Consider the following 26,771-nt stretch of genomic DNA (forward strand, 5'->3'; position numbering starts at 1 on the left):
CGCCGGATCGGCCCCGGTGACGGTGATGTGACAATCTCCCCCCTGTGGAACCCCTGAACGAATCCCTGTTCGACGCCCAGGCCCCGGAGCATCCGGCGGCGCTGGCGTCTTCGCTCGCGCCGGCGGCCCTGCCTGGGCATTTCGACGAATTGCGGGGACAGGCGACGCCCGCGGCGCCCTCGCGGCCGGTGTCGGGCGCGGCCCCGGCGCCCGCCGCGGCCCCGCTGCTGTACGACGCCGCCGAGGAGCGACCGGCTCCGTCGCAATCGCAATCCCAGTCACAGTCGTCCTCGCAATCGCAGGCACAGGAACCCTCACCCTCCAGCGAGCAGCCTCCGCTCACCCCCGCCTGGAACGCCTTCTTCGAACAGCTCGGCCCCGGCGGCATCAACGACCTGCCGCGGCGTGCGGTCAGCCTGGAGCGGCAGATCCGTGACAACGGCGTCACCTACAACGTGTACGCCGACGCCAACGGCCCGCAGCGGCCGTGGTCGCTCGACCTGTTCCCGCTGATCGTCTCGCCCGAGAGCTGGGCCCAGATCGAGGCCGGCGTGCAGCAGCGCGTGCGCGTGCTCGACCGCGTGATGGCCGACGCCTACGGCCCGCAACAGCTGCTGGCCGAAGGCCTGCTGCCGCCGGCGCTGGTGCGCGGCCACCCCGGCTACCTGCGCGCGCTGCACGGCGTGAAGCCGGCAGGCGACACCTGGCTGCACATCGCCGCCTTCGACCTCGCACGCGGCCCCGACGGCAACTGGTGGGTGGTCTCGCAGCGCACGCAGGCGCCTTCGGGCCTGGGCTACCTGCTGGAGAACCGCCTCGCGATCACGCGGCAGTTTCCGCAGGCCTTCGAGGCGCTGCAGGTGCAGCGGCTGGCCGCCACCTACAGCGCCATGATGGAAGGCCTGCAGCGCATGTGCCCCTCGGGCTCGCCGCCGCACATCGCGCTGCTCACGCCGGGCCCGTACAACGAGACCTACTTCGAGCACGCCTACCTGGCGCGGTATCTGGGCCTGACGCTGGTCGAGGGCAGCGACCTCACGGTGCGCGACCAGCGCCTGTACCTCAAGACGCTGCAGGGCCTGCGCCCGGTGCACGGCCTCATCAAGCGGCTCGACGACCAGTTCCTCGATCCGCTGGAGCTGCGCCCCGACTCCACGCTTGGCGTGCCCGGCCTGCTGCAGGCGATCCGCGCGGGCAACCTGCTGGTGGCCAACATGCCGGGCTCGGCCTTCCTCGAATCGCCGGCGCTGCTGGGCTTCCTGCCCGGGCTGGCGCTGCGGCTCATCGGCGAGAAGCTCAAGCTGCCGGCGCTGCCGACCTGGTGGTGCGGCGAACGCGCCTCGCTCGAGGCCGTGCTGCCGCAGCTGGGCGAGAGCGCCATCAAGCCGACCTACCCCGGCTTCCAGGGGCGCTCCAGTTTCGACGCCGTGTTCGGCAGCCAGCTCAGCCGCCGTGAAATCGACGAATGGGCCGGCCGCATCGTGCGCGAGGGCGACGTCCACACGGTGCAGGGCTACCTGCCGCTGTCGCAGATGCCGACCTGGGCCAGCGACCTCGGCCCCGGCCACATCGCGCCGCGTGCGCTGATGCTGCGCGTGTTCGCGGTGAGCGACGGCCCGCAGTCGTGGCGCGTGCTGCCCGGCGGACTGGCGCGCCTGGCGGGCCCCGATGCGCAGATCGCCTCGATGCAGCGCGGCGGCAGCAGTGCCGACGTCTGGGTGCAGACGCACGGCGAGGTCGACCGCACCACGCTGCTGCAGCCGCACGCCACGCCGGCCTCGCTGGCGCGGCACCGCGCGCCGGTCACCAGCCGCGCGGCGGAGAACATGTTCTGGCTCGGCCGCTACACCGAGCGCGCCGAGAACGCGGTGCGCCTGGCGCGGCTCACGCTCAACCTGCTGGGCAGCGAAGACCAGTCCTCGCGTCCGCTGCTCGAATGGCTGCACCGCATGGCGGTGCGCAATGCGCTCGTGCCCGCCGAAGCGCCGAGCGCGCCGCAGTCACGCCGCGTGTTCGAACGCGCGTTGATCGCCGAGTTGGGCGACGTCGACAACGGTGGCAGCGTCGGCTACAGCCTGCGCAGCATCCGGCAGGCCGCGGCGGCCGTGCGCGAACGGCTGTCGCAGGACAACTGGAACCAGATCGTGCGCGCCGAAAGCGACTTCCTGCGACGCGCGGCCGAGCAGGCCGGCGAAGGCAGCTTTGCCGCCAGCGCCGCCCTGCGCGCACTCGAATCCGCCAGCACCGCGCTGGCCGCCATGACCGGCGCGCAGACCGACCGCATGACGCGCGACGACGCGTGGCGGCTGCTGTCGATCGGCCGCCACATCGAGCGGCTGGGCTTCCTGTCGAGCGCGCTCGAGGCCGGCTTCGCCAACGGCGCGGTGCACGAGGTGAGCGGCTTCGAGGCGATGGTGGCGCTGTTCGACAGCACCATCACCTTCCATGCCCGCTACCAGCAGCGCCGCGACGTCGCCACGCTGGTCGACCTGCTGGTGCTCGACGCCGAGAACCCGCGTTCGCTGGCCTGGGTCACGCAGACGCTGCGCGGTCGCATCGCGCGGCTCGCGGGCAGCGCGCCGGGCAAGCTCACGGCCCTGTCGTACGAGCTGCCCGACCCGGCCACCTGGACGCTCGAACACCTGTGCGCGGCCGGCCCCGGCGCCGACTACCCCGCGCTGGTCGAACTGCTCGCCACCTGCGAGACGGCGGCGTACCACGTGTCGGACGCCATCGGCACGCGCTACTTCACGCTCACCTCGGAATCGCTGCGCTCCGTCGGCGCCTGATTCCACAGACACACACAACGATATTTCGAAGGAGGCATTTCCATGTCCGGCATCGCCCTCAACCGCCGTCTCACACTGACCGCCGCCAGCCTCCTGGTCGGCCTCGCGCTCGCCGGCTGCGGCAAGCAGGAACCCGCCGCGCCCGCGGCCGCTTCGGCGCCGCCGCCCGCCGCCGCACCGCGCGTGCTGGTCGTGGGCACCGACGCGGCCTACACGCCCTTCGAATCGCAGAACGAAAAGGGCGAGGTCGTGGGCTTCGACATCGACGTGGTGAAGGCCATCGCGCAGAAGGCCGGCATCGAAGTGAAGTTCGTCAACACGCCGTGGGAAGGCATCTTCAACACGCTCGAGCTGGGCGACCGCGACCTGCTGGTGTCGGCCATCACGATCACGCCCGAGCGTCGCCAGACGATGGACTTTTCGCAGCCCTACTTCGAGGCCCGCCAGCTCATCGCGGTGAAGAGCGATTCGACGGTCGCGAAGTTCGACGACATCAAGAAGCTCAAGGTCGGCGTGCAGAACGGCACCACCGGCGACGAGGTGGTGGGCAAGCTGCTGGGCAAGTCGAGCACCGACATCAAGCGCTTCGAATCGACGCCGCTGGCGCTCAAGGAACTCGAGGCCGGCGGCGTGCAGGCCGTGGTGGCCGACAACGGCGTGGTGGCCCACTACCTGGCCAACAACCCGGGCGGCGGCTTCAAGACCGTGAGCGATGCCGGCTTCTCGACCGAGCAGTACGGCATCGCCGTGAAGAAGGGCAACGCCGAGCTGCTGGCGAAGATCGACAAGGGCCTGACCGACATCAAGGCCGACGGCACCTACGCGAAGATCTACGCCTCGCACTTCGGCGCCGAGTCCAAGTAAACAGCGAGCCGCGCGATGCTGCTGCACGTCACCCACGAAACGCGCTACGCGTACGCGCCGGCGGTCGAGACGGCGCAGCACCTGGCCCACCTGCGCCCGCTGGCCACCGCCTCGCAGGAGCTCGTGAGCCACCAGCTCACGATCGATCCCGCGCCCGCGCAACGCAACGAGGTGCCCGACCTGTACGGCAACACGCGTGCCTTCTTCGCGCTCGAGTCCACGCACGACCACCTCATCGTCACGGCCGAAAGCGTCGTGAAAACCTCAGAGCCCGTGCTCTCTCCCGCCGTGGCGCGCGAGCTGCCCTGGGAGGCCGTGCGCGAGCGCTTCCGCTTTCGCAAGGACGCGCCCTTCGACCCCGCCTCGGAGTTCGTGTTTCCCTCGCCGTACGTGCCGCGCCATGACGACTTCGTCGCCTACGCGCGCGCCAGCTTCGTGTCCGAACGTCCCACCTTCGACGTGGCGATGGACCTCACCGAGCGCATGTACCGCGACTTCGCCTACGACGCCGACAGCACCGAGATCAACACCCCCGCCGTCGAGGCCCTGGCGCAGCGCAAGGGCGTGTGCCAGGACTTCGCCCACATCCTCATCGCGTGCTTTCGCGCCATGGGCCTGCCGGCGCGCTACGTGAGCGGCTACCTGCTCACGCAGCCCCCACCGGGCCAGCCGCGCCTGGTGGGCGCCGACGCCTCGCACGCGTGGGTGTCGGTGTATTTGCCTGGCGAGGGCGAAGGCCCCGAGAGCGTGGGTGACTGGGCCGACTTCGACCCCACCAACGGCCGCCAGCCCGGCGAGGACTACGTCACGCTCGCCATCGGGCGCGACTACTCCGACGTCTCGCCGATGCGCGGCGTGCTGCATGGCGGCGCGCGCCACACGCTGCATGTCGGCGTGACCGTGCAACCCGTGGGGGAAGTGGTGCAGCTGCCGCAGCCGCCAGCGCAAACACAGACACAATCACCCCCGTCATCGTCATCACCATCCTCAGATCAGGAGTCTCCATGAGCGTTTACGACAAGCTTTCCAGCCTCGGCATTTCCCTGCCCCCGGTGTCCGCACCTGCCGCCGCCTACGTGCCCTTCGTGCAGACCGGCAACCTCGTGTTCCTGTCGGGCCACATCGCCAAGAAGGACGGCAAGGTCTGGGTCGGCCAGCTCGGCGCCAACATCGGCACCGACGAAGGCAAGCAGGCCGCACGCGCCATCGCCATCGACCTGCTCGGCACGCTGCACGCGGCCGTGGGCGACCTCAACAAGGTCAAGCGCATCGTCAAGGTGATGAGCCTCGTGAACTCGGTCGGCACCTTCACCGAGCAGCACCTGGTGACCAACGGCGCCAGCGAGTTCTTCGCCGAAGTGTTCGGCCCCGAAAAGGGCGCGCATGCACGCAGCGCCTTCGGCGTGGCGCAGATCCCGATGGGCGCCTGCGTCGAGATCGAGCTGATCGCAGAGATCGGCTGATCTTTCTCCTGGGCGGCTCCGTTCTTAGTGAATGAGCCGCCCTCCATTTCCGATCATCGAGAGCGTCACGGGATGCGGACGCACCCCGGGATCGTCGCCACTCGACACCGGAATCCCCTCGATCTCACGCCGCAGCATCAGCTTCATGGCGTCCTGCATCGAGCGGCGTGGTGACGCGGCCAGCGCCGAGCGCGCCGCCTCCACCGTCACCATCGCCACCACGTACCCTTCCAGCGAAAAGTAGCTGAACTCGTCGCGGCCCATGTGGCTGCGCATGTCCTGCTGGTAGCGCTGCACCAGCGGCGAGGTCGCCAGCCGCGGGTTGGGCATAACCTGCGAGATCACCGTGCCGCGCGCCGCCGGCCCCACGCTCTTGGCGAGCACTTCGCCGTTGACGATCGAGAGCATGTACGGCGTCGGCCGTGCCACGCCGCTCTCCGACGCCAGCCCCGACAGCAGCTTCACCCCGCACGGCGTCACGCACAGCGCGAAGAGCGCATCGGGCTTGGCCGCGCGCACGCTCGCGGCCAGCGCGGCGCCGTCCATCTGCGCCAGCGCCACGCCCTGCTGTCCCACCAGCTCGATGCCCGCGCCGCGCAGCGCGGTCTCCAGCGCGGCAAACGCATCGCGCCCCAACCCGTCGTCCTGCCAGACCGCGAACACGCGCCGCTGCCGCACCGACACCGCCTGCGCGACCAGCTGGCGCACCTCGTCGGCGTAGCTCGCGCGCAGGTGGTAGATGAGCGCGCGCTGCGCGCCGTGCAGCGCCGAGGCACCGGTCATCGCGCCGATCAGCGGCGTGCCCGCCTCGCGCATCGTCGGGTAGGCCGCGTCGATGTGCGAGGTGCCGGCCGACAGGCCCAGCGCATCGACCTTGTCCTGCACCACGAGCTGGCGAATGTTCTGCGTGTGGCGCTCCACCGAGTAGCCGTCGTCCAGCGCGCGCCACACCAGCTTGTGGCGCCCGAGCAGGCCCTCGCGCTGCACGCGCGCCAGGTAGGCGTCGATGCCGTCCTTCACGTTGCGCCCGGCCTCGCCGAGCGGCCCGCTCAGCGGCAGCGACTGCCCCACCACGATCTCGTCGGCGCGGCCCGGCAGGCCCAGGCACAGGAGGAGCAAAGGCGCGAGCCAGCGGTAGACCATTGTGGTGTTGTCCTTGCCGGCGTCGCCGGCCGTGGGGCAGCCTGAAGCAGGCGGGCCCCGATCTTGGCGGCGCACCGCACGCGGCGGCCATCGGACATTTCCGGCCGGCGCTACGGGGAACCCTGCTGCTCGCAAACCCTCGGGGGCGGCCGTGCGGCGCGGCCCGCGACCTATCATGCAGCGCGCCACCGCCCGCCCCCATGACAGCACCCGCCCGCGAGAGCCTGCAGGACATGCCCTTCGACACCATCGTCGAACAGGCGGTGGCGGGCATCTACGTGATCCAGGACGACCGCTTCGTCTACTGCAACGCGACCTGGGCCGCCATCGTGGGCTACACCGCAGAAGAAATGACCGGCATGTCGCTGGCCGAGATCGTGCCGCCCGACTTCGTGGAAGTCGTGCGCTCGCGCATCCGCATCCGGCTGGCGGGCAATCCGCCGAGCATGCACTTCATCACGCGCGGCCTGCACCGCGACGGGCGCGTGCGCTTCGTCGAAGTCCACGGTTCGCGCATCGAGCATCGGGGCCGCCCGGCCGTGATGGGCGTGGGCGTGGACGTGACCGACCGCGTGCGCAACGAGGAAGAACGCCAGCGCTCGCGCGAGCAGCTGCAGGCCCTGGCGGCCTACACCGCCAACAAGCTCGAGGAGCAGCGGCTGGCACTCTCGCGCGATGTGCACGACGTGCTCGGCGGCATGCTGACCTCGATCAAGATGGACGTCACGCGCATCCAGCGCCGCGCCGACAACCCCGAGGTGCAGGCACTCACGCAGGACCTGATCGCGCTCACGCAGCAGACCATCGACACGGTCAAGCAGATCTCGGAGGCGCTGCGCCCCAGCGCACTCGACCACCTGGACCTGTCGGTGGCGCTGGCCCATGAGCTGCAGGCCTTCACGCGCCGCTCGGGCGTGCTGCATTCGCTGGACACCGACGCGCCCGCGCTGCGGCTCGCGCCCAAGCAGGCCACCGCGGTCTACCGCATCTTCCAGGAAGGCCTGACGAACGTCCTGCGCCACGCGAAGGCGCAGCGCGTGGACGTGCGGCTGCGCGTGGACGGCGAGCGCCTGCGGCTCGCGCTGCACGACGACGGCTGCGGCTTCGATCCCGACGCGCCCGAGGGCAGCGCACTGGGCCTGTTGAGCATGCGCGAGCGCGCGCGCGAGATCGGCGGCGAGCTGCACATCCACGCGGCGCCCGACGCGGGCACGCGGCTGGCGCTGAGCGTGCCGCTGCTGCAGCCGGAGAGCGGCCCCGCATGATCGACATCCTGATGGTCGACGACCACACGATCTTCCGCTCGGGCCTGCAGCGGCTGCTGCTCGACGAGACCGACCTGCGCACCACGGCCGAGGCCGGCAACGGTGCCGAGGCGCTCGAGCTGGTGCGTCAGCGCCGCTTCGACGTGGTGCTGCTGGACATCAACATGGAAGGCCGCAACGGCCTGGAGGTGCTGGCCTCGATCCGCGCGCTGCAGCCCGCGCTGCCGGTGCTCATGCTGTCGATGTACGCCGAGGAACAGTACGCGCTGGTCGCCATCCAGGCCGGCGCGCGCGGCTACATCGCGAAAGACGCGGAGCCCGCCGAGCTGGTGCGCGCGATCCGTTGCGTGGCGGCCGGCGGCCAGTACCTGAGCGCGCGCGCCGCCTCGCAGGTCAGCGGCCAGCTCGAAGGCCGCGACGACCGCCCCGCACACCAGCGGCTCACGGTGCGCGAGCACCAGATCATGTTGATGATGCTCAAGGGCCTGTCGCTCACGGCCATCGGCGACGAGATGCTCATCAGCGTGAAGACCGTGAGCACGCACCGCAGCAACATCCTCGACAAGCTGGGCGTGGCCAGCACGGCGGAGCTGGTGCTCTATGCCGTGCGCCACGGGATCATCCAGTAGCTGGCTTTTTCAGGAACTCAGCGAGTACCGTTGCGCAGTGGGTCGACCGAATCGGGCAGCGCGTTGAAATCGATCTGCTGGAACAGGAACTCGCGCTGCTGCGGCGACAGCAGCGAATAACGCGGCCAGAAGAACAGGTAGTCGTCGGCCGACATGCGCGGCTGGTTGTCGAAGACCATGCGCTTGCTGCACAGCAGGCACACGAAGTTGGTCCAGTTGTTCCAAGTCGTCTGGCCGTCGAACATGCGGCTCGGTGCGCCGTAGCGGGCAAAGCTCGCCGCGTGGCCGATGAACTTGTCCGACAGCGCCTTGCGGCTGCTTGCGTTCGCGCTGCTCCAGGCAAAGCGCATGAAGTTCGGCTCGTCGGTCACGAAGTTGCCAAACAGCGCCGCCACGTCGATGCCGTGGAACGCGCCGAAGGTGTCCTTCCAGGGCTGCGGCGTGTCGTCCCAGTTGTAGTTGTAGCGGTAGATGTCGCCGTTCTGCAGGCGCAGCACGCGGATCACGTTGTCGATCACGTTGTCCAGCGCGTAGCTGATCACTTCATGCGTCTGCGTATAGATCGGCCGGAACTCGGGCTTGATCAGCTGGTTGAAGGTGACGCTGCCGGGCGCCGCGTAGTTGGTCAGGTTCCACAGCTCCTGCTGCGAGGGCTGGCCCATGCCGAACAGGAAGGCGAAGTACGAGCCCTCGTCGTGCGTGGAGCCGATCATGAGCGGCATCTTGTTGTAATTGCCCGCGAGCAGGCCGGGCAGCCCGCTCGCGCGGATCACGGTGCCGTCGGTGAAGTGGCCGGGCACCACGGGGCTGGGCGTGAACTTCATGATCTGCGCCGCGCTCGCACCGCGCAGCAAGGCGGCGATGTCGGCGGCGCTCATGGTCACGCGCTGCGCCGCGGCCTGCAGCGTGGTCGAGGCGCGGCCGGTGTCGACCAGCAGGTTGTCGATCAGCGAGTCGGCCGCCAGCGTGCCCACCACCAGCGGGTAGGCGTTGGGCACGCCCGACATGCACAGCGCGCGGTGGAACTTGCCGTCGGCCAGCGGCGACTGCAGCAGGCCCCAGGTGTTGATGCAGCCGGCCGACTGGCCCGCCACCGTCACCTGCCCCGGGTTGCCGCCGAAGGCGCGCGCGTTGGCCTTCACCCAGTCGAGCGCGCGCACGAGGTCCAGCGTGGTGAAGTTGCCCGAGTCGTCCAGCGCGTTGCCGGTCTTCATGGCCGGGTGGTTCAGCCAGCCCAGCATGCCCATGCGGTACTGCACGGTGACCACCACCATGTTGGCCTTCTGCGCCAGGTAGGCGCCGTCGTAGGCCGGCTCGCGCGCCGAGCCCTTGGTGTTGCTGCCGCCGTGGATCCAGAAGAACACCGGCAGGTTCTCGGCGCTGGAGTTCGGCCGCCACACGTTCAGGTACAGGCAGTCTTCCGTACCCACGGGCTGGCCGAAGGTGGCCGGGTCAGGCTCGCCGAAGGGGTTGCCGACCTGCGCGCACATACCGGCCAGCGTGGTCGCGGCGCGCGCGCCGCTCCACGGCTGCGGCGGCTGCGGGGCGCGCCAGCGCAGGCTGCCGACGGGCGGCTGCGCGAAGGGAATGCCCAGGAAGGCGTGCGTGTTGTTGGCCGCGACCTTGCCGTAGATCTGGCCGGCGTCCAGCGTGCGCGTGAGGCTCTGGTTGTAGGCGGCCAGCGCGGGCGCCGCGAGCATCGCGAGCGCCCACAGGACCGTGGTGCGAAGCAGCAGGCGGATGAGGCCTGCAAGAGAACGGGAGCGGTGCATGGTGGTTGTCTCCTCGAGGTGGATGCGGCGGGCTCTGACGGCCTCGGTCATGCATCGATTCTCGTGAGCACCCTGCCCCGCCCGCCTCGGTGTCATCGCAGGGGGGCGGCAAGAATCCTCCGATTGACATCCGGCCCGCAAAGGGCCATGCAACGCTTGGCGGCTGCTACTTGCGCTTCCAGCTCGCCACGGTGATGTACACGCCGGTTTCCTTCGCGTCGCGCAGGCGCACGCTGTAGCGGCCCGCGCCGTCGGTGCCGTTGAAGACGACCTCGCGGCCCTCCTCGTCCAGCGTCGCGCCCTTGGCGAGTTCGCGGTAGGCGTCGACCAGCTTGGCGATCGGCTCGTAGCTGCGCAGCGTGACCTCGGCGTCGGGCAACCGCGCCTCGGGGCGCTGGGCGCTCTGGTAGGCCGTGCGCATCGGCAGGCCGGCCAGCCCCTTGGGCAGCACGATCTTGCCGGCGCTGGCGGTGCTGTTCACCTCGGCCGTCTGCACCAGCAGCGGATGCAGCGACGCAGGGAAGCCCGGCGGCAGCTGCTCGGCGCGCCAGCCCGGCACGCCCGGCTGGCCGGTGATGTATTCGACGCTGGCGATCTTCTGCGCGGCGGCCACATCCGCCGGATCGTCGCTGTCGGCCATGGCCGCGAGGAACGACGGCAGCTGCTTGCTCCAGGCCACCAGCGGCGCGGCGTCGGCCTGGCTGGCACCGGCGCGCTGGAAGACCGACAGCACGGTCTGCGGCAAGGGGTTGCACACCTTGGGGTCGTCGCGCTTGGCAGCCGCGCGGCAGTGGCCGTTGACCAGCCCCACCGCCTGCACGCGGCCGTCGGCGTCGATCAGCATCGCCGCGCGCTCTTCGCCGTGGCCGCCGCCGCTGACCGACGCGATGACCTGGCGGCCGTCGGGCCACACGGTGCGCGTGACGTCGAACTTCGAGCGCATGCCTTCGAGCAGCTGCTGCGCGATCAGCGTGTCGGGCTCGGTGTAGCTGCCGCGCGCGTAGCCGACCAGGCCGATCACGGCGCTGCGGATGCGCGTCTGCTCGCTGAGGCGCAGCGTGGGCGGCGGCAGTTCGGTCGTGACGGGGCCGGCCGTGTCTTGTGCATGGGCTGCGAACGCGCAGGCGAACACCAGCGACGCCAGCGCCGACTGAATCAATGTCTTCTTCATTCGGAAATTTCCACTTCGATGTTCGTGATCGCGGGCATGTCGCGCGGGACCGTCGTGCTGACGGAGAAGCTCAGGCCGTTGCGGCTGCCGGCGATGAAGCCGTCGCTGGACTCGATGTCCTTCAGCGGCGGCGACAGCTGCTTGTAGAACGCCAGCACCTGCTGTGGCGTGTCGACGGTCTGCAGGCGCAGCACGCGCTTGGCCTTGGCGTCGCTCAGCGCGTCCTGCGCGGTGCCGTAGATCAGCGCCTTGGGGTACAGAGGCACCTGCGCGGAGAAGGCCTTGTTGGGCCGCACGATGGGCCGTGCCGTGGTGCGCGCGGCGTCCATCGTGACGTACTCGGTCGTGGCGATCTTCTCGCCCACGCCCTCACCGCCCTGCATGCGGTCGGGAACCTGCTGGCTCCATGCGACCAGCGGTTGCGCCTTGGTGCGGTCGAGGCCGGGACGCAAGAAGATCGAGAGCACGGCATGCTGGTCGTCGAGGCAACCGCTCGACGACGAGTCCTTGCCGCAGCTGCGATGCACCAGTGCGGCAGCCAGCACGTCACCGCTGCGGTCGTCGACCAGCACGGCCGCGCGCTCGCCGCCGTCGTAGGGCCGGCGATACGACGAAAGCAGTCGTTGGCCGTCAGGCAGCGCCTGCTGCTTGCGGTCGGGGCGCGAGGCCAGGCCCGAGATCAGTTGCTCGGCCAGCAGGCCTTCGGGCCAGTAGTACGAGCCCGACGCCATGCCCGCGAAGCGCGTCACGGCAAGGTCGAGTGCGGGGGCCTGGGATGTTTCCGGGGCGCGCTCGTGATGCGGCACGAGGACCAGCTGGGGTGTCGCGGTTTGTGCGACGGCGCCGAAGGAAGAGAGAAGAAGAAAAGCGAGGAAAGCGGAACGCGGTCGAAGGTGAGGCATGCAAAAAGGAAAACGAACGATGCGGCTTGCCCGAGGTTTGCGGACAAGTGTGTCGTTTCATTCTAGAAGGCGTTCATTGCCAAAACGCCTCGCCTCTCATCGCCGCGACGATCAGCTCACGGCGTGACCGCGAGCTTCGAACACAGCAGCCGCATCGCCGCTCCGATCGGCGCGATCACCGGCACCTCGAAGCGCGGTGCGAGCGCGAGCGCGGCCTGCCCGAGCGGACCGCCGCCGATGATCACGGCCTGCGCGCCGTCGTCGTCGATGCAGCGTTGCACGGCCTGCGCCAGCGCCTCTTCGAGCGCCTTCGCATCGGCCGCGAGCGCACGCGGATCGCCCTGCGTGAGGCGGATGCCACTGAACTGCGCGCGCAGCCAGAGCGCGGTGGCGCGCGCTTCGATGGGCGCCACCAGATCGGGCGTGACGGTGGCGATGCCGAAGCGTCGCCCACCCTCGCCCGCCGCGAGCATCGAGGCTTCGGCGATGCCGACCACGGGCACGCCGGCCTCGCGCCGCAGCAACGCCACGCCGGGGTCGCCGAAGGCGCTGACGATCACGCCGTCCCAGCCCTCGCCCGCCGCCGCGCGCCACACCTTCAGCACCTCGTGCGCGGCTGCATTCAGCTCGTCCTCGTTGACGATCATCGGCGGGCCCTGCACCGCCGTGCGGCCGGTCACGCGGCAACCGGTGGGCGCTTCGGCGGACGCGATGCCGACCATCATGTCGGTGGTGGCGACGGACGCGTTGGGGTTGATGAGCAGGATGTCGGGCATGCGGAAAAACGCTTTCTTTGGAGATCGTTCGGTGCGCGGCTCAGTTCGAGCGGGCCAGTGTCGCGCCCGGTGCGCGGTCTTCGGCCTCGGCTTCGCCGGGCAGCGGCAGTGCATCGGGGGACTGGCCGTAGGTCTCGGGCACGCACTGCACGCTGGCGACGAACACCGCGTACATCGCTGCGGCCAGGCCGAACACGCCGACCAGCCCGAAGCTGTCGAACAGGCGGCCCGCCACCAGCGGCATCAGCGCGCCGGCCGCCGTGCCCGTGGCGAGGATGAAGGCGGTGCCGAAGGCGCGCACGCGCGTCGGGTACAGCTCGGGTGCGAAGATCCAGATGGTGGTGTTGAGCAGCAGCACGAAGAACTGGAACACCGCGCCCGCGATGAGGATCACGACGATGCTCTTGGCGACGAAGCCGATGGTCAGCGCCGCGAGGCAGGCGCACACCGCGCCGGCCGTCAGCACGCGCTTGCGCGGAAAGTGAAAGCCCAGCAGCGAGGCCGCGATGGCGCCCAGCAGGCTGCCGCCCTGCATCACCATCGTGAACAGCAGGCTCTTGGACATGCTGTAGCCCAGCGTCACGAGGATGGTCGGCATCAGCGTGAGCACCGAGATCTGCGCGCCGTAGGTCATCCAGATCGTGATGCACAGCGGCACGGTGCGCCGCGCCAGCGCGCCGCGGAAGATCTCGGTCACACGCACCTTCGGCCGGGCGGCCTGCGCGAGCGTGCCGTCGTCGGTGATGTAGGGGTGCGGCGCCGCCGGCTTGCCTGACAGCCGTCCCGAGGCGAGGCGCGACAGCACGGCATTCGTTTCTTTCACGCGGCCCTGCGACAGCAGGAAACGCGGCGTCTCGGGGATGTAGCGGCGGTAGAAAGCGCCGAGCAGCGCCGGCACCATGAGGCAGGCGAACAGCCAGCGCCAGGCGTTGTCGCCCGGGAACATCCAGAACACCAGCAGGCCAAAGCCCGGTGCGAGGAAGTTGCCGAGCCCGCCGGCGCCCACATTCACCATCCCCACGGCTGTGCCGCGGAACTTGGTCGAGCAGAACTCGGCCAGCATGGTCACGGCAATGGCAATCTCGCCGCCCAGCCCGAAGCCCACCACCGCGCGGCCCAGCGCCATCACCGTGAAGTTGGGCGCCATCGCGCAGATGCCCGCGCCGAGCGTGAACAAGAGCAGGTCGATCGACAGCATCACGCGCCGGCCGTAGCGGTCGGCGATGAAGCCCGAAATGATCCGTCCGATGGCCGCGCAGGCAAAGGTGACGGTGTTCAGGAAGCCGATGTCGGAGGCGCTCAGCCCCCACTGCTCGCGCAGCATCGGGCCGACGATGCCGACCGCGTTCTGCTCGAAGGCATCGAACAGGCAGCCGATGAGGATCAGAAAAATGATCGTGTGGTGCGAGCGCGTGACGCCGATGGTGTCGAGCGCGCGATCGAGCTCCGCGACTCGGGGCGAGTCGGGCCCGGAGGAGAGTGCAGGTCCAGCCATGGAAAAACCCCTTGAGAAGGAATGAAGTGCTTGCTTGCGCGGTGCAGCCCGGTGTCGCGGATCGCATCGTAGGCCGCATCGCGCCTGAATGGCATATGGATTTCACCTACTTCAAATAGTTGAAATTCAAATTTCATTCAGTTGCGAGCGTTTGCAAGCTTCATGCCGGGCGGTTTTCGGGCCTGGAAGACGGGTTCTCCGGGGTTGGGCTGGAAAGTGGCGCCCGAGCGCACCTGCAGCGTGCGCTGGCGCACCGAGGGCGTGCGCCGCTGCTGTCTAGGAACTCGCGGCGCCGGCCAGCGCCAGCAGTTCGTCGACCTCCCAATGGTCGTCCGCGTGCCCGCCGTACTTGACGGCGACCACGGTGCCCCGCGCGTCGATGAGCACGTCGGCTGGCAAACCCGTGATGCCGTTCTCCGCCTTCCTGTAGAAGCGGCCCGTCGCGAGCACCCAGCGCAGGCCGCTCCAGAAGACGCGCGGATGCAGGAACGCCAGCCGCGAGGTTTCCACGCCGAAGCGCCGGTAGTGCGCCTTGGCGGGGTCGGCCACGCAGTCGAACGGCAGCTGCGCCTGGTACTTGCGCATCTCCTGCGCGGACGAGTGAAAGAGCACGACCTCGCGGATGCCCGCCGCCGCCAGCTCGCCCTGCCTTCGGGCGAAGGTCAGCAGATGGAAGTTGCAGACCGGGCAGCCCGCGAAGCGGCGAAACTGCAGGTGGACCCAGCGCGAACCGGCGTCCGGCAGCTGCAAGGGCTTTCCGTGGATCGTTTCCAGGGCCGTGGCGGGCACCACATCGCCGGGCGAGAACTTCATCGATGATCCTTCAGGAAGGGTTGCGAAAACGCCGGGCCGGGCGGCTGGAAAGCGTCTTCCGATTTTTAAGTACACTGTACGTTTATTACTTTACAACCCCTTAGAGAACGGAGTCAAGCGTGGGACGTCCCGCCAAATTCACCCGTGAACAGCTCCAGCAGGCCGCGCTGGCGCTGGTCGATGCGGACGGCCTCTCCGGCCTGACCATGCGCGCGCTCGCGAGCCGGCTGGAGACCGGCGCCATGACGCTCTACAACTACGTCTCGCAGCGCGAAGAGCTGGAGATGCTGGTGGTCGAGGCGGTGCTGGGCAAGGTGCGCCGGGAGACCGACGACCATCTGCCCTGGCATGAAGCGCTGGAGGACATCGCGATCGCGCTGTGGCGCGTGATCCGCGACCATCCCCATGTGATTCCCCTGATCCTCACGAGGCGCAGCCGCTCGCCCGCGGTGTTCGAAGTGACCGAAGCCCTGCTGCGCACGCTGGCCCAGAGCGGCCGCAGCGGCGCCCGCCTGCTCGTGGGTTTTCGCGCGGTGTCCGCGCTCATCATGGGCGCCGCGCAGGCGGAACTCGCCGGGCCGCTCACGCTGCAGGCCGACGAATCGCCCGATGACACCATCGCGCGCTTCCAGGCGCTGCCACCGGACCGGTTTCCGCACCTGATCGAGATCGCGACCGCCGCCACGGCCAGCGATGCGGAGACCGAGTTCCGGGCGAGCCTGTCGCTGCTGATCGATGGCCTGCGCGCAGATGCTGCGCCGCAGGCCTGACGCCGCTCAGACCAGGGCCAGCGCCTCGACCTGGTCCAGCGCGCGCGAGGCACCGCCCAGGCGCGTCGCCAGGTGCTGCGCGCGCTTCAGGTACAGGTGCGCGTCGTGCTCCCAGGTGAAGCCCATGCCGCCATGCACCTGGATCGCCGTGCGCGTGGCCTGCAGTGCGCCTTCGATGGCCGTGAACTCGGCCGCGGCGCAGGCGAAGCGCCAGTCGGGCAGGCCGCCGTCGAGTGCGGCGGCGGCATAGCGCACGGCCAGGCGCGCGTTGTCCACGCCCATCCAGGCGTTGGCGAGCTGGTGCTTGATGGCCTGGTAGCTGCCGATGGGCTTGCCGAACTGCACGCGTTCGCGGGCGTAGGCGCTGGCGAGGTCGAGCGCGGCCTGCGCGACGCCGACGAGTTCCGCCGACAGCGCGACGCGGTGGGCAGCGCGCACGCGGGCACGTGCTTCGGGGGCGATGGGCAGCGTCTCCCACGTGAGCGATGGCGCGGGAGCCGCCGGTGCTTGCCGCAACGTGGGATCGAGCGCGTCGGACACAGCGCCCTCGGGCATCGGCCGCAGCGCCACGCGCAGCGGCACCGCGTCGTCGTGCCAGCCCTGCACCACCACGAGATCCGAAGCCTGCCCCGCATGGTCGATCCAGCCGTCACCGTCCGCGATGCAATGGAAGGCGCCCTCGCCCGCCATTGCCGCACGCACCCAGTCTCGCAGCGACTCGGGCGGTGCATCGCCACACGCCTGCAGCCACAACGGCAGCAGCACAGCGCTGCCGGCCAGCGGCAGGTTCAGCAACTGCTGACCTGCGGCCTCGGCCACGATGCAGAGCTCGCTCATGCCGAGCCCCAAACCGTCGTGCGCCTCGGGCACCAACAGCGCCATCCAACCCATGCCGGCCATGTCGGCCCACAGCGACTGCTGCGTGGCATCGGTCCAGGGCAAGGCGTGCCGTGCGCGCACGAGCGGGTGGTGGTCGGCGAAGAAACGGTGGGCCGACGCGTGCAGCATCTGCTGCTCGTCGTTCAATGCGAAATCCATGGCGGGTCGTGTCGTCGTCTTCAATCAGTTCTTCGGCAGGCCCAGCATCTGCTCGGCCAGGATGTTGCGCTGCACTTCGGAGGTGCCCGCCAGGATGGTTTCGGCGCGCGTCCACAGGTAGTCGCGCACCCAGGCCGCGGCCTGCGGGTCAGCGCCCGTCGGCTCGGGGCCGGCCAGCGCGCGCTCGTCCAGCACTTCCATGGCGGTGGCGAGCAGCTTCTGGTGCGACTCGCTCCAGTGCAGCTTGGTCGACGAGCCCTCGGGCCCCGGCGGCCCGCCGCGCATCGCGTGCGTGAGCGCGCGGTACGACTTGAGCTTGAGCACATGGCTGTCGACCGCCAGCCGCGCGAGGTCGCGCCGCAGGTGCGGGCAGTCGAGCGCGGGGCGTCCGCCCCTTTGCACGCTGGCCGCCAGCCGCGTGAGCGCACCCAGCTCCTGCGTGAAGCGCACCTGGCGCGGAATGAAGTAGGTGCCGCGCTCGAAGCTCGCGGCCGCCATCGCCAGGCGCCAGCCGCCGTTCTCCTCGCCCACGAGCGCATCGAGCGGCACCTTCACGTCCTCGAAGAAGACTTCGTTGAAGTCCGACTCGCCCGTGATCTGGCGGATGGGTTCCACGCGCACGCCGGGGCTCTTCATGTCGACCAGCAGGAAGCTGATGCCCTTGTGGCGCGCGGCCGTGACGTCGGTGCGCGCGAGCACGAAGCAGTGGTCGGCAATGTGTGCGAACGAGGTCCACACCTTGTGGCCGTTGAGCACGTAGTGGTCGCCGCGCCGCTCGGCGCGCGTGGACAACGCCGCGAGGTCGGAGCCCGCGCCGGGCTCGGAATAGCCCTGGCACCAGATCTCGCGGTTGCTCAGGATGCCGGGCAGGTAGCGGGCCTTCTGCGCCTCGCTCGCGAAGTGGATCAGCGTGGGCGCCAGGATGCCGTGGCCGATGATGTTCACGCCCAGCGGCGCGCCGATGCGGGCCTGCTCCTCGTGGAAGATGGCCTGCCGCGTGAGCGGCCAGGCCTTGCCGCCGTGGGCCTCGGGCCAGCCCAGGCCCGACCAGCCGGCCTGGCACACGTGGTCTTCCCAGGCGCGGCGCCAGGTCAGCTCGTTGGCGTCGGGCGCACCGCCGGGCCATGCCGCGACGAAGCGCGGATAGTGCGTCTCGAACCAGTCGCGCAACGTGAGGCGGAAGGCTTCGTCTTGCGCCGAGTAACCCACTTGCATGCTTGTCTGCTTTCTCGTTCTTGCTGATGAATCGCGCAGGTCAGTCGGCCTTTGCGCCCGAGTCTTTGATGACTTTGGCCCACTTCACGATGTCCTTGCGCAGGAACGCCGCGAACTCTTCGGGCTTGTTGCCGATGATGTCCAGGCCCAGGCTGCGGAACTTGTCCTTCACCTCGGGCTCCTTGAGCACTTCCTGCAGCTCGTCGTGCAGCTTGTTCACGACCGCTGCGGGCGTCTTCGCCGGCGCGACCACGCCCAGCCATGGCATGGCTTCGTAGCCGGGCAGGCCCGACTCGGCGACGGTGGGCGTGTCGGGCAGCGACTGCGAGCGCTGCGCAGTGGTCACGGCCAGCAGGCGCACCTTGCCGTCCTTGATGAAGGGGCCCGAGGACGCGTACGCGTCGAACATCACCTGCAGCTGGCCGCCGATCATGTCGGTGAGCGCGGGCGCGCTGCCCTTGTAGGGGATGTGCTGCATCTTCACGCCGGCCACGCTGTTGAAGAGTTCGGCCTCCAGGTGCGTGGACGTGCCCGCGCCCACCGAACCGTAGTTGGCCTTGTTGGGGTTGGCCTTGAGCCAGCTCACCAGCTCGCCCACGTTCTTCGCCGGAATGCTCGGGTGCACCACCAGCACGTGCACCACCGAGGCCACCTGCGAGACTGGTGCGAAGTCTTTCACCGGGTCGTAGTTGACCTTGCTGTACAGGCTGGGCGCGATGCCCAGCGACGAGGCCGCGAGCAGCAGCGTGTGGCCGTCGGGCGCGGCCTTGGCGACGTACTCCGACGCGATCATGGTGCCGGCGCCGGGCTTGTTCTCCACCAGCACGGGCTGGCCCAGGCGCTTGTGCAGGCGCTCGGCCAGCAGGCGCGACATGATGTCGGCCGCGCCGCCGGGCGAGAACGGCACGACGAGCGTGACCGGCTTGGTCGGGTAGGTCTGCGCCACGGCGGCGCCAGCCGCCAGAGCGGCGGCGGCCAGGGCCACGCAGGCCAGTGCTTTCTTGAACATGGGATGTCTCCTGTCTCTGTCGATGGTTGTGGTTGTGTCTACGAAGCCAGGACCAGCGCGTCGAGCGCGCGCACGCCCTGGCCCTGTTCCTTCACGAGCAGCGGGTTGACCTCGACCTCGTCTGCCTGTTCCTGCAGCGCCAGCACGGCGCGTGAAAATCCGGCGATGGCGCGGCACGCGGCCTCGACGTCGCCCAGCGGCCGGCCGCGGTAGCCCGTGAGCAGCGGAAAGGCCTTGAGCTCGCCCAGCATGTCGCGCGCCATGGCCTCGTCGACGGGCAGCACACGGTGGCTCACGTCCTTGTACAGCTCGGTGAGCACGCCGCCCAGGCCCACGGTCAGCGTCATGCCGAACACCGGGTCGCGCGTGGCGCCGAGGATAAGTTCGGCCTGCCCTGCTTCCATCTTCTGCAGCAGCGCGCCGTCGATCTGCGCCGTAGGCGCGTAGGCGCGCGCCGAGGCCATCACTTCGTCGAAGGCCTTGCGCACCTCTTGCGCATTGCCCAGGCGCAGGCGCACGCCGCCGGCCTCGGTCTTGTGCGCGATGTCGGCACTGAGCACCTTCAGCACGACCGGAAAGCCCAGCCGCTCGGCCACGGCCGCGGCTTCGTCGGCCGTGCGCGCCACGGCCTCGTCGACCGGCTGCACGCCGAACTCCGCCAGGTAGCGCTTGGTGGTGTGCTCGTCGGCCCGGCCTGCCAGCGTGGCGCGCGCGGGCGCGGGCTGGCTGCGCACCTGCAGCCAGGGGTTGTGCTTGCGCCGCTCCTGCCACAGCAGGAAGGGCGACAGCGCCGACACGGCCACGCCGATGTCCTCGAACACCGGCACGCCGCCCGCGCGCAGTTGGTCGCGCGTCTTGGCCGCACCGGTGTCGATGGCAACGATCAGGCGCGGGTGCTTCTCGGCCACGGCGCACAGGTCGTCGGCCATGCGGTCGAGCATGTAGCCCGGCGCGTAGACCACGATGGCGTCGATGGCGTCGGACACGGCCAGCGCTTCCATCGCGGTGCGCACGAAGCCGGGGTCGTTCACCACGTTGCCCGTCACGTCGACCGGGTTGGAGACCATGCCGTAGTCGGGAATGCCGGCGCGCAGCTGGTCCTGCAGCGGCTGCGGCAGCGTGGGCACGTCGAGCCCCTGGCCGATGAACTTGTCGGCCAGGATCGCGCCCAGCGCGCCCGAGATGGTGATGATCGCCACGCGCTTGCCCGCGCTGCGCTGCCGGTAGCCGGCCAGGTGCGCGAGCTGCGCCATCTGCGCGAAGTCGTGGCTCTGGATGATGTTGAGCTGGCGAAACGCCGCCTGGTAGATCTGCTGGTCGCCCGCCAGCGCCGAGGTGTGCGAGCGCACGGCCTCGGAGCCCTTCTCGGTTTCGCCGGCCTTGTAGAGGATGAGCAGCTTGTCGCGCCGCACGAACTCGGCCGCGGCCTCCATGAAGCGCGGGCCATCGCGCAGCTCCTCGATGTAGCCGATGCCCACTTCGGTGGCGTCGTCCTGCGCCAGGTACTCCAGGTACTGCGCGAAGTCCACGCAGGCTTCGTTGCCGGTGTTGATGAAGTGGCTGAAATCCACGCCCAGCCGGCGCGCAATGGCGTACACCGCGGCGCACACGTTGCCGCTTTGCGTGAGCAGGCTCACGCGGCCCGGGCCCTGCTGCATCGGCGCGGTGTTGAACACGGAGGCGAAGTTGGTGTGGGCCTGCGTGTTGAGGTTGGCGAAGCCCATGGCGTTCGGGCCCGCCACCACCATGTCGGTGGTGGCCACGAAAGCCTCCAGCTCGGCCTGCAATGCAGCGCCCGCGTCACCGGCTTCGGCAAAGCCCGCGGCATAGACGATGACCGCACGCACACCGCGCGCCTGGCAGCGCCTGAGCATCGGCGTGACCTCGGCCGCGGCCAGCGCCAGCACCACCAGGTCGGGCGCGGCGGGCAGCGCTTCGAGGTCGGGCCAGCAGCGCAGGCCGAAGACTTCTTCGTACTTCGGGTTGATCGGATAGATCGCGCCCTGATAGCCGAATGTCGTGAGGTGCGCGAGCGGCATGCCACCGATGCGCGCGGCATTGCCGCTGGCGCCGACCACGGCGATCGAGGCCGGGTTCAGCAGGGGTTCAAGGCGGTGCAAGGTCATCGTTCAGGCGGAGGCGGGGTTCTTCTGGATGGCCGAAGCCAGGCCGCGGTCGCGGGCCGTGAGAAAGCCCTCGCTCAGGTGCGAGAGCTGGTGCGTGTCGAAGTGCGCGGCCAATGCGGTGCGCAGGCCCTGCGCGTCGAGCGTGCGGTTGATCGAGCGCTTGATCAGGCGCAGCCCGAACGGCGGCGCCTTGGCGATCTGCTGCGCGAGCGCCAGCGCGGCGTCGGCCAGTTCCGCATCGGGCACGACGCGGTTGACCATGCCGATGGCGTGCGCCTCCTGCGCCGACAGCTTGCCGCCGGTGTAGAGCATTTCCTTGGCCTTGCGCGCGCCCATCACCCAGGGGTGGATCAGCACCTCGGTGGCCGCCGCGCCCAGCGTGTGGCCCACGGGGTCGCTGAAGAAGGCCGACTCGCCCGCGACCACCAGGTCGCACATGTTGGCGATCATGAAGCCGCCCGCCACGCAGGCGCCCTGCACCTGCGCGATGGTGGGCTTGGGAAAGTCCCAGATGCGCATCGAGTAGTCGAAGTAGCGCAGCTCTTCGTAGGCCCAGCGCTCTTCCACCGTGAAGTTCGCGCGCTCGGCCTGCGCCTGCTTGAGGTCATGGCCGGCCGAGAAGTGCGCGCCCTTGCCACCGAGCACCACGGCGTTCACCGTGTCGTCGCGCGCGGCGTCGTCGAAGGCGGCCATGAGCTCGTCCAGCATCTGCTGGCTCTGGGCGTTGCGCTGGGCGTCGCGGGCCAGCAGGATGCGGCGCACGGCGCCGTGGTGTTCGATTTCGAGGGTGCCGTACGCCATCGTGTGTCTCCGGGTCTGTGTCTGGGGCGGGGGCAGTTTAGACTTCGAAATTCCTGCATTCCAAACACTAATTCCGATTTTTCCCACTATATGGACGAACCCAGAGAGACCGCCGGCGCCCAGAGCCTGCGGCGCGCCCTGCAGCTGCTGCGCCTGCTGGCCGAGCACCACGAGGAAGGCATCAAGCTCACCGAGGTGATCGCCGCCTCGGGGCTGGAGCGCTCCACCGTGCACCGCCTGCTGTCGTGCCTGGCCGAGGAGCAGTTCGCCGAACGCGACCCCGACGGCAAGGCCTACCGCCTGGGCATCGACGCCATGCAGCTGGGCTTTGCCTCGATGCGCCGCGTGCCGCTGGTGGACTCGTGCCGCGCCCTCATGCAAAAGCTCGCGCGCATGTCGGGCGACACCGTGTTCCTCGTGATCCGCCAGGGCGACTACTGCGTGTGCCTGCACCGCGAAGAGGGGCACTTTCCGGTGAAGGTGTTCACCACCGACGTCGGCGGACGCCGCCTGCTCGGCCTGGGCGCGGGCGGGCTGGCGCTGATGGCCGCGCTCACCGACGCCGAGATCGACCGCATCCTCGAACGCCACACCGCCGAGTACGCGCAGGCCGGCTTCACCCGCGAGCGCATGAAGCAGGCCGTGAAGCGCACGCGCGCGGCGGGCCATGCGGACATCGTGGACACGCTCACCGAAGGGGTGTCGGGCGTGGGGCGCACGTTTGCGGCGTCGGCCACCACGTTGGCGGCGATCAGCTTCGGCGCGATCACGCCGCGGCTGCCGCCGGCGCGCAAGAAGGAGATGGCGCAGTTGTTGAAGGCGCAGTTGCCGCGCAGCGAAGCGGCGAAGTAACCGGCGCGGAGACCGCGCGATCTCTCAGAGCTCGTCGTTTTCCTCGTGCCCCAGCTCGATCGCCGCCAGCCGTTTGCGCCCGGCCGAGCCGGCGGCCTCAATCACCATCGTGGCGATCAGGTCGCACACGCCCATCACGGCCGCGTGGTTGTCGAGCAGCCCCGGGCCGCGGCAGTCGCATTGCAGCGACCAGGTGGCGCCCGCGAAATCGGGCGAGGCGCGGTCGCTGATGTAGACGATCTTCGCGCCGACGCGCTGCGCGCCCGCCAGCAGGGTGTCGAGCTGGCGGGTCTGGCGGCGCGTGCCGAACACGATCACGCAGTCGCGCTCGCCCAGCCCCGCCAGGTGCTCGGCCAGCGTTTCGCCGGGCCCCGGAATGGCCGTGACGCGCGGCACCACCTGGATGATCTGCCAGCGCAGGTACAGCGCGAACGCGTGGCTGCTGCGCGTGCCGAAGATCAGCACCTGCCCCGCGCCGATGATCGCCTTCACGATCTCGGCCATCTGCTTGTCGCTCAGGCGCTCGAAGGTGCTCGCGAGGTTGGCCTGCGACTGCTGGAAGTGCGTGGCCACGAGGTGGCCGCGCTTCGAGGCTTCGGTCGCGTTCTGGAACAGCGGCGAGCCCGTCTGCTTTTCTTCGCGCACCTGCCGCCGCGCCTCTTCGTAGTTCTCGTAGCCGATGCGCCGGATGAAGCGGCTCACCGTGGAGGGCGACACGCCCGCCAACTCCGCCAGTTCGTTGCCCGCGTAACTGGCCAGCTCGCCGGGAAACTCCAGGACGAAATCGGCAAGCTGGCGTTCGGTTGCGGACAACTGGTCGAGCTGGCTGCGAACGCGGCGGACGAAGGAATCGGCGGACATGGGTGGGCGATGGGAAGCGGCGCACGATGATGCCATGCGCCTGCGGCACCCCGGGCAAACGCGCGCATTGGACTAAAGTCCCATGACGCCCCCCACGCCACGCGTTACCTTGAGATCGCCACCTTCGGCGATCCCCCCCCACCCGCCACACACCGATGAGCGCCACCCCACCCACGACGCCCGCCGACCCCGTCTTTGCCGCGCGCATGGCTGCCTTGCGACGCAACTTTCCGTTCTCGCTGCTCGGCGTGATGCTCACGGCGGGGCTGGTGGTCGCGGCGCTGTGGGGCGCCGTTCCGCACGAGCAGCTGCTGGCCTGGGTAGCCGCCAACGCGGTGCTGACGGCGGCGCGCGCCTGGCAGGTGGCGCGCTACCAGCAGGCCGAGCACGACCCGGACGCGCTACGGCGCTGGCGGCGCGGCGCGATGGTCGGCGCGGTCCTCGGCGGCTTGCTGTGGGGGCTGCCGCTGGCGGGGTGGATGCTGCAGGTGTCGCTGCCGCAGCAGATGTTCATCGTGGTGGCGATGCTCACCATGGGCACGGGCGCGATCTACGCCTACTGCATCGACCTGGGGCTGCTCTACGGCTTCCAGGTGACGTACTTCGCGCCCGCGATCCTCGCGATGGCCACGCTCGACGACGTGCTGCTGCGCGTGATGTCGGCGGCCGGCGTGCTCTACCTGTTCGTCACGCTGGCCTTCGCGCAGCGCATGTACCGCACGCAGGTCGACTCGCTCGAGCTGCGTTTCGAAAACCTCTACCTGCTGCGCCAGCTGCGCCTGGAGAAAGACGCGGCCGAGCGCAGCGACCTCGCCAAGTCGCGCTTCCTTGCCGCGGCCAGCCACGACCTGCGCCAGCCGGTGCATGCGCTGAGCCTGTTCGTGGGCGTGCTGCGCGGGCAGGCGCTGCCGGCGGCGAGCCGGCACGTGGTCGACAGCATCGGCCGCGCCGCCGCGGCGATGGGGCTGCTGTTCGAAGGCCTGCTCAACATCTCGCGGCTCGACGGGGGCGTGGTGCGCGTGAAAGCGCGGCCGTTTGCGCTGGCGCGCCTGCTCGACCAGATCCAGCTGGAGTTCGCGCCGCAGGCGGCGGGCAAGGCGCTGTCGCTGCGCTTGCGCGCGGGCGACGCGGTGGTGCATTCCGACCCCGCGCTGCTCGACCGCGTGCTGCGCAACCTGGTGGAGAACGCGATCCGCTACACGGCGCGCGGCGGCGTGCTCATCGGCTGCCGCCGCGCGGGCGCCGACGCGCTGCGCATCGAGGTGTGGGACACCGGCCCCGGCATTCCGCCCACCGAGCAGGAGCAGGTGTTCTGGGAGTTCCACCAGCTCGGCAACCCCGAGCGCGACCGCACCAAGGGGCTGGGCCTGGGCCTGGCGATCGTGCGGCGCACGGCCGCGCTGCTGGGCCATCCGCTGGCGCTGCGCTCGCGCGTTGGCCGGGGCACGGTGTTCTCGATGACGGTGCCGCTGGCGCGCCAGGCGCTGCCCGCGCCCGAGGCGCCGCCCGCGCCGCTGCCGGCCGACACCGGCCGCCTCGTGCTCGTGGCTGAGGACGACGGCGAAAGCCGCCTGGGCCTGCAGCTGCTGCTCGAAAGCTGGGGCCTGCGGGTGATTGCGGCCGAAGGCGGCGACGAGCTGCTGGCGCTCGCTGCGCGCCAGCCCGGCAAGCCGGCGCTGATCGTCAGCGACTACCGCCTGCGCGCGGGCGAGACCGGCATCGACGTGGTCGACCGCCTGCACGAGGAATACAACGACGACGCGATTCCCGCGCTGATCGTGAGCGGCGACACCGATCCGCGCCGCCTGAGCGACGTGGCGGCGCGCGGCTGGCAGATGCTGCACAAGCCGGTGGACCCGGCGCAGCTGCAGGCGACGGTGTCGCAGCTGATCGCGCCCTAGAGGCCGCGCGCGGCCAGGCGATTCCCCTGCATCGGCTGCTGCTGCGTCGAGCAGTGCACGGCGCCGCCGCCCAGCGAGATCGCATCGATGGGCAGCAGCTCGACGCGGCGGCCTGGGAACGCACGCGCGAACACCTCGCGCGCCTGCGCATCGCGCGGCACACCGAAGGCGGTCGAGATCACCGCGCCGTTGACGAGGATGTAGTTCGAATAGAGGTCGCAGAAGCGCGCGCTGCCGTAGCTGTGCACGTCGCGCGGCACGGGCAGATCGAGGATCTCGAAGCGACGGCCGCACGCGTCGGTCGCCAGCTCGAGCGCGCGGCGGTTCTCCTGCATCGCGCGAAAGTAGTCGCCCTGGTCGGGGTCGGCCGCATTGAAAAGAATGCGGGCCGGCGCAATGAACGACGCAATGCCGTCGATGTGGCCGTCGGTCTCCACCTCGGCCGCGTGGCCCGGCAGCCAGACGATTTTCTGCACGCCCAGCATGCGCCGCAGCTCGGCCTCGATCTCCGTCTTGCGCAGGCCCGGGTTGCGGTTGGGGTGCAGCAGGCAGCTCTCGGTGGTGAGCAGCGTGCCCTGCCCGTCCACGTAGAAGGCGCCGCCTTCGAGCACCATATCCGAACGCACCAGCGGCACGCCGGCCAGCGCGGCGATGTCCGCGGCGGCGCGCTGGCAGCCGTCGTGCGGGTGGTACTTCTCGCCCCATGCGTTGAAGCGGAAACCCACCGCGGTCTGGCTCGCCTGTTGTTGGTCGACGAGGAAGATCGGACCGCAGTCGCGCAGCCAGTTGTCTTCGGCCGCGATGGGCACCACGCGCACCTGCGGGCCGCAGACCGCGCGGGCCGCGTCGGCCAGCGGTGCGTGCGCGGCCACGATGCAGCGCTGGTAGCGCGCGATGGTGCGCGCCAGCAGGCCGAACGCGCGGCAGACCGCGTCGTAGTGCGCGCCCCACAAGGTTTCGCGGTGGTCGAGCACCGGCCAGCCCAGCCAGGTGGCGGCCATCGGCTCCCATTCGGCGGGCATGTGCAGGCCGGCGCGGCGGGCGTCGAAATCGTTGGAAATCAAAGGGTCCTTCAGAAGAAATTGCAGAGACGCCCACTCTGACTTGAATTCCTTC

23 protein-coding genes are annotated in these 26,771 nt (G+C 69.8%); 9 read left to right on the forward strand and 14 right to left on the reverse strand.

The window, feature by feature from the left end; translation table 11 throughout:
• The first annotated feature begins 44 nt into the window (after nt 1–44).
• Genes FFI97_RS11130 through FFI97_RS11145 form a run of 4 tightly spaced genes read left to right on the forward strand, consistent with a single transcriptional unit; the run spans nt 45 to nt 5,116 of the window.
• The gene (locus FFI97_RS11130; protein WP_139703115.1) at nt 45–2,789 is read left to right on the forward strand and encodes a circularly permuted type 2 ATP-grasp protein; all 2,745 of its coding nucleotides are present in this window, start codon (nt 45–47) and stop codon (nt 2,787–2,789) included.
• 42 nt (nt 2,790–2,831) lie between these two features.
• Nucleotides 2,832–3,653, forward strand: coding sequence for a basic amino acid ABC transporter substrate-binding protein (locus FFI97_RS11135; RefSeq protein ID WP_139703116.1), 822 nt, complete (start codon nt 2,832–2,834; stop codon nt 3,651–3,653).
• 15 nt (nt 3,654–3,668) lie between these two features.
• Nucleotides 3,669–4,661, forward strand: coding sequence for a transglutaminase N-terminal domain-containing protein (locus FFI97_RS11140; RefSeq protein WP_139703117.1), 993 nt, complete (start codon nt 3,669–3,671; stop codon nt 4,659–4,661).
• Nucleotides 4,658–5,116 (forward strand): RidA family protein, encoded by a 459-nt coding sequence (locus FFI97_RS11145; protein ID WP_062476784.1) that lies wholly within the window; start codon nt 4,658–4,660, stop codon nt 5,114–5,116. Before FFI97_RS11140 ends, FFI97_RS11145 begins: the two co-directional genes overlap by 4 nt.
• A gap of 24 nt (nt 5,117–5,140) precedes the next feature.
• Here the strand turns inward: FFI97_RS11145 and FFI97_RS11150 are convergent, their stop codons facing one another.
• Nucleotides 5,141–6,259 (reverse strand): ABC transporter substrate-binding protein, encoded by a 1,119-nt coding sequence (locus FFI97_RS11150; protein ID WP_185993597.1) that lies wholly within the window; start codon nt 6,257–6,259, stop codon nt 5,141–5,143.
• A 200-nt stretch (nt 6,260–6,459) separates the two neighbouring features.
• Here FFI97_RS11150 and FFI97_RS11155 point away from each other — a divergent pair, with 200 nt between their 5' ends.
• Nucleotides 6,460–7,524: a PAS domain S-box protein gene (locus tag FFI97_RS11155; protein ID WP_139703119.1), complete on the forward strand. Its 1,065-nt coding sequence runs from the start codon at nt 6,460–6,462 to the stop codon at nt 7,522–7,524.
• A complete protein-coding gene (locus tag FFI97_RS11160; RefSeq protein WP_062476788.1) occupies nt 7,521–8,153 on the forward strand; it encodes a response regulator transcription factor in 633 nt (210 codons plus the stop codon). Before FFI97_RS11155 ends, FFI97_RS11160 begins: the two co-directional genes overlap by 4 nt.
• Nucleotides 8,154–8,170: 17 nt before the next feature.
• Here the strand turns inward: FFI97_RS11160 and FFI97_RS11165 are convergent, their stop codons facing one another.
• The 6 genes from FFI97_RS11165 to FFI97_RS11190 form a co-directional block, all read right to left on the reverse strand.
• A complete protein-coding gene (locus tag FFI97_RS11165; RefSeq protein WP_185993598.1) occupies nt 8,171–9,925 on the reverse strand; it encodes a carboxylesterase/lipase family protein in 1,755 nt (584 codons plus the stop codon).
• A gap of 166 nt (nt 9,926–10,091) precedes the next feature.
• A complete protein-coding gene (locus FFI97_RS11170; RefSeq protein ID WP_139703121.1) occupies nt 10,092–11,096 on the reverse strand; it encodes a hypothetical protein in 1,005 nt (334 codons plus the stop codon).
• Nucleotides 11,093–11,845 carry a hypothetical protein gene (locus tag FFI97_RS11175; protein WP_070059483.1) on the reverse strand — a complete coding sequence of 251 codons (753 nt, stop codon included), beginning with the start codon at nt 11,843–11,845 and terminating at the stop codon, nt 11,093–11,095. The genes FFI97_RS11170 and FFI97_RS11175 overlap by 4 nt, the downstream gene beginning before the upstream one ends.
• Nucleotides 11,846–12,114: 269 nt before the next feature.
• Nucleotides 12,115–12,774 carry an aspartate/glutamate racemase family protein gene (locus tag FFI97_RS11180; protein ID WP_144004430.1) on the reverse strand — a complete coding sequence of 220 codons (660 nt, stop codon included), beginning with the start codon at nt 12,772–12,774 and terminating at the stop codon, nt 12,115–12,117.
• Nucleotides 12,775–12,814: 40 nt separating this feature from the next.
• The gene (locus tag FFI97_RS11185; protein ID WP_139703123.1) at nt 12,815–14,269 is read right to left on the reverse strand and encodes an MFS transporter; all 1,455 of its coding nucleotides are present in this window, start codon (nt 14,267–14,269) and stop codon (nt 12,815–12,817) included.
• A gap of 276 nt (nt 14,270–14,545) precedes the next feature.
• Complete coding sequence (locus tag FFI97_RS11190) at nt 14,546–15,082, reverse strand: peroxiredoxin-like family protein (RefSeq protein WP_062480509.1); 537 nt, start codon at nt 15,080–15,082, stop codon at nt 14,546–14,548.
• Nucleotides 15,083–15,201: 119 nt separating this feature from the next.
• Between FFI97_RS11190 and FFI97_RS11195 the strand changes: the two genes are divergently transcribed.
• Nucleotides 15,202–15,852, forward strand: a complete 651-nt coding sequence (locus tag FFI97_RS11195) for a TetR/AcrR family transcriptional regulator (protein WP_139703124.1) — start codon at nt 15,202–15,204, stop codon at nt 15,850–15,852.
• A gap of 6 nt (nt 15,853–15,858) precedes the next feature.
• Here the strand turns inward: FFI97_RS11195 and FFI97_RS11200 are convergent, their stop codons facing one another.
• Genes FFI97_RS11200 through FFI97_RS11220 form a run of 5 tightly spaced genes read right to left on the reverse strand, consistent with a single transcriptional unit; the run spans nt 15,859 to nt 22,041 of the window.
• Nucleotides 15,859–16,890 carry an acyl-CoA dehydrogenase family protein gene (locus tag FFI97_RS11200; RefSeq protein WP_139703125.1) on the reverse strand — a complete coding sequence of 344 codons (1,032 nt, stop codon included), beginning with the start codon at nt 16,888–16,890 and terminating at the stop codon, nt 15,859–15,861.
• Nucleotides 16,891–16,914: 24 nt separating this feature from the next.
• A complete protein-coding gene (locus FFI97_RS11205) occupies nt 16,915–18,105 on the reverse strand; it encodes an acyl-CoA dehydrogenase family protein (RefSeq protein WP_139703126.1) in 1,191 nt (396 codons plus the stop codon).
• Between the two features lie 40 nt (nt 18,106–18,145).
• Nucleotides 18,146–19,114, reverse strand: a complete 969-nt coding sequence (locus tag FFI97_RS11210) for a tripartite tricarboxylate transporter substrate binding protein (RefSeq protein ID WP_139703127.1) — start codon at nt 19,112–19,114, stop codon at nt 18,146–18,148.
• A gap of 38 nt (nt 19,115–19,152) precedes the next feature.
• On the reverse strand, nt 19,153–21,240 hold the full coding sequence (locus FFI97_RS11215) for an acetate--CoA ligase family protein (RefSeq protein ID WP_139703128.1): 2,088 nt from the start codon (nt 21,238–21,240) through the stop codon (nt 19,153–19,155).
• Between the two features lie 3 nt (nt 21,241–21,243).
• Nucleotides 21,244–22,041 carry an enoyl-CoA hydratase gene (locus FFI97_RS11220; protein ID WP_139703129.1) on the reverse strand — a complete coding sequence of 266 codons (798 nt, stop codon included), beginning with the start codon at nt 22,039–22,041 and terminating at the stop codon, nt 21,244–21,246.
• Nucleotides 22,042–22,131: 90 nt separating this feature from the next.
• Between FFI97_RS11220 and FFI97_RS11225 the strand changes: the two genes are divergently transcribed.
• On the forward strand, nt 22,132–22,893 hold the full coding sequence (locus FFI97_RS11225; RefSeq protein WP_139703130.1) for an IclR family transcriptional regulator: 762 nt from the start codon (nt 22,132–22,134) through the stop codon (nt 22,891–22,893).
• A 24-nt stretch (nt 22,894–22,917) separates the two neighbouring features.
• On the opposite strand, the gene FFI97_RS11230 is transcribed toward FFI97_RS11225, so the two are convergent.
• Nucleotides 22,918–23,754, reverse strand: a complete 837-nt coding sequence (locus FFI97_RS11230) for a MurR/RpiR family transcriptional regulator (protein ID WP_101492418.1) — start codon at nt 23,752–23,754, stop codon at nt 22,918–22,920.
• Between the two features lie 155 nt (nt 23,755–23,909).
• On the opposite strand from FFI97_RS11230, the gene FFI97_RS11235 reads away from it, so the two are divergent.
• Nucleotides 23,910–25,655: a hybrid sensor histidine kinase/response regulator gene (locus FFI97_RS11235; RefSeq protein ID WP_144004431.1), complete on the forward strand. Its 1,746-nt coding sequence runs from the start codon at nt 23,910–23,912 to the stop codon at nt 25,653–25,655.
• On the opposite strand, the gene FFI97_RS11240 is transcribed toward FFI97_RS11235, so the two are convergent.
• Nucleotides 25,652–26,719: an agmatine/peptidylarginine deiminase gene (locus FFI97_RS11240; protein WP_260684966.1), complete on the reverse strand. Its 1,068-nt coding sequence runs from the start codon at nt 26,717–26,719 to the stop codon at nt 25,652–25,654. The genes FFI97_RS11235 and FFI97_RS11240 overlap by 4 nt on opposite strands.
• Nucleotides 26,720–26,771: the final 52 nt, after the last annotated feature.

The sequence above is a fragment of the Variovorax sp. KBS0712 genome, from assembly GCF_006323185.2.
Lineage (GTDB): Bacteria > Pseudomonadota > Gammaproteobacteria > Burkholderiales > Burkholderiaceae_C > Variovorax > Variovorax boronicumulans.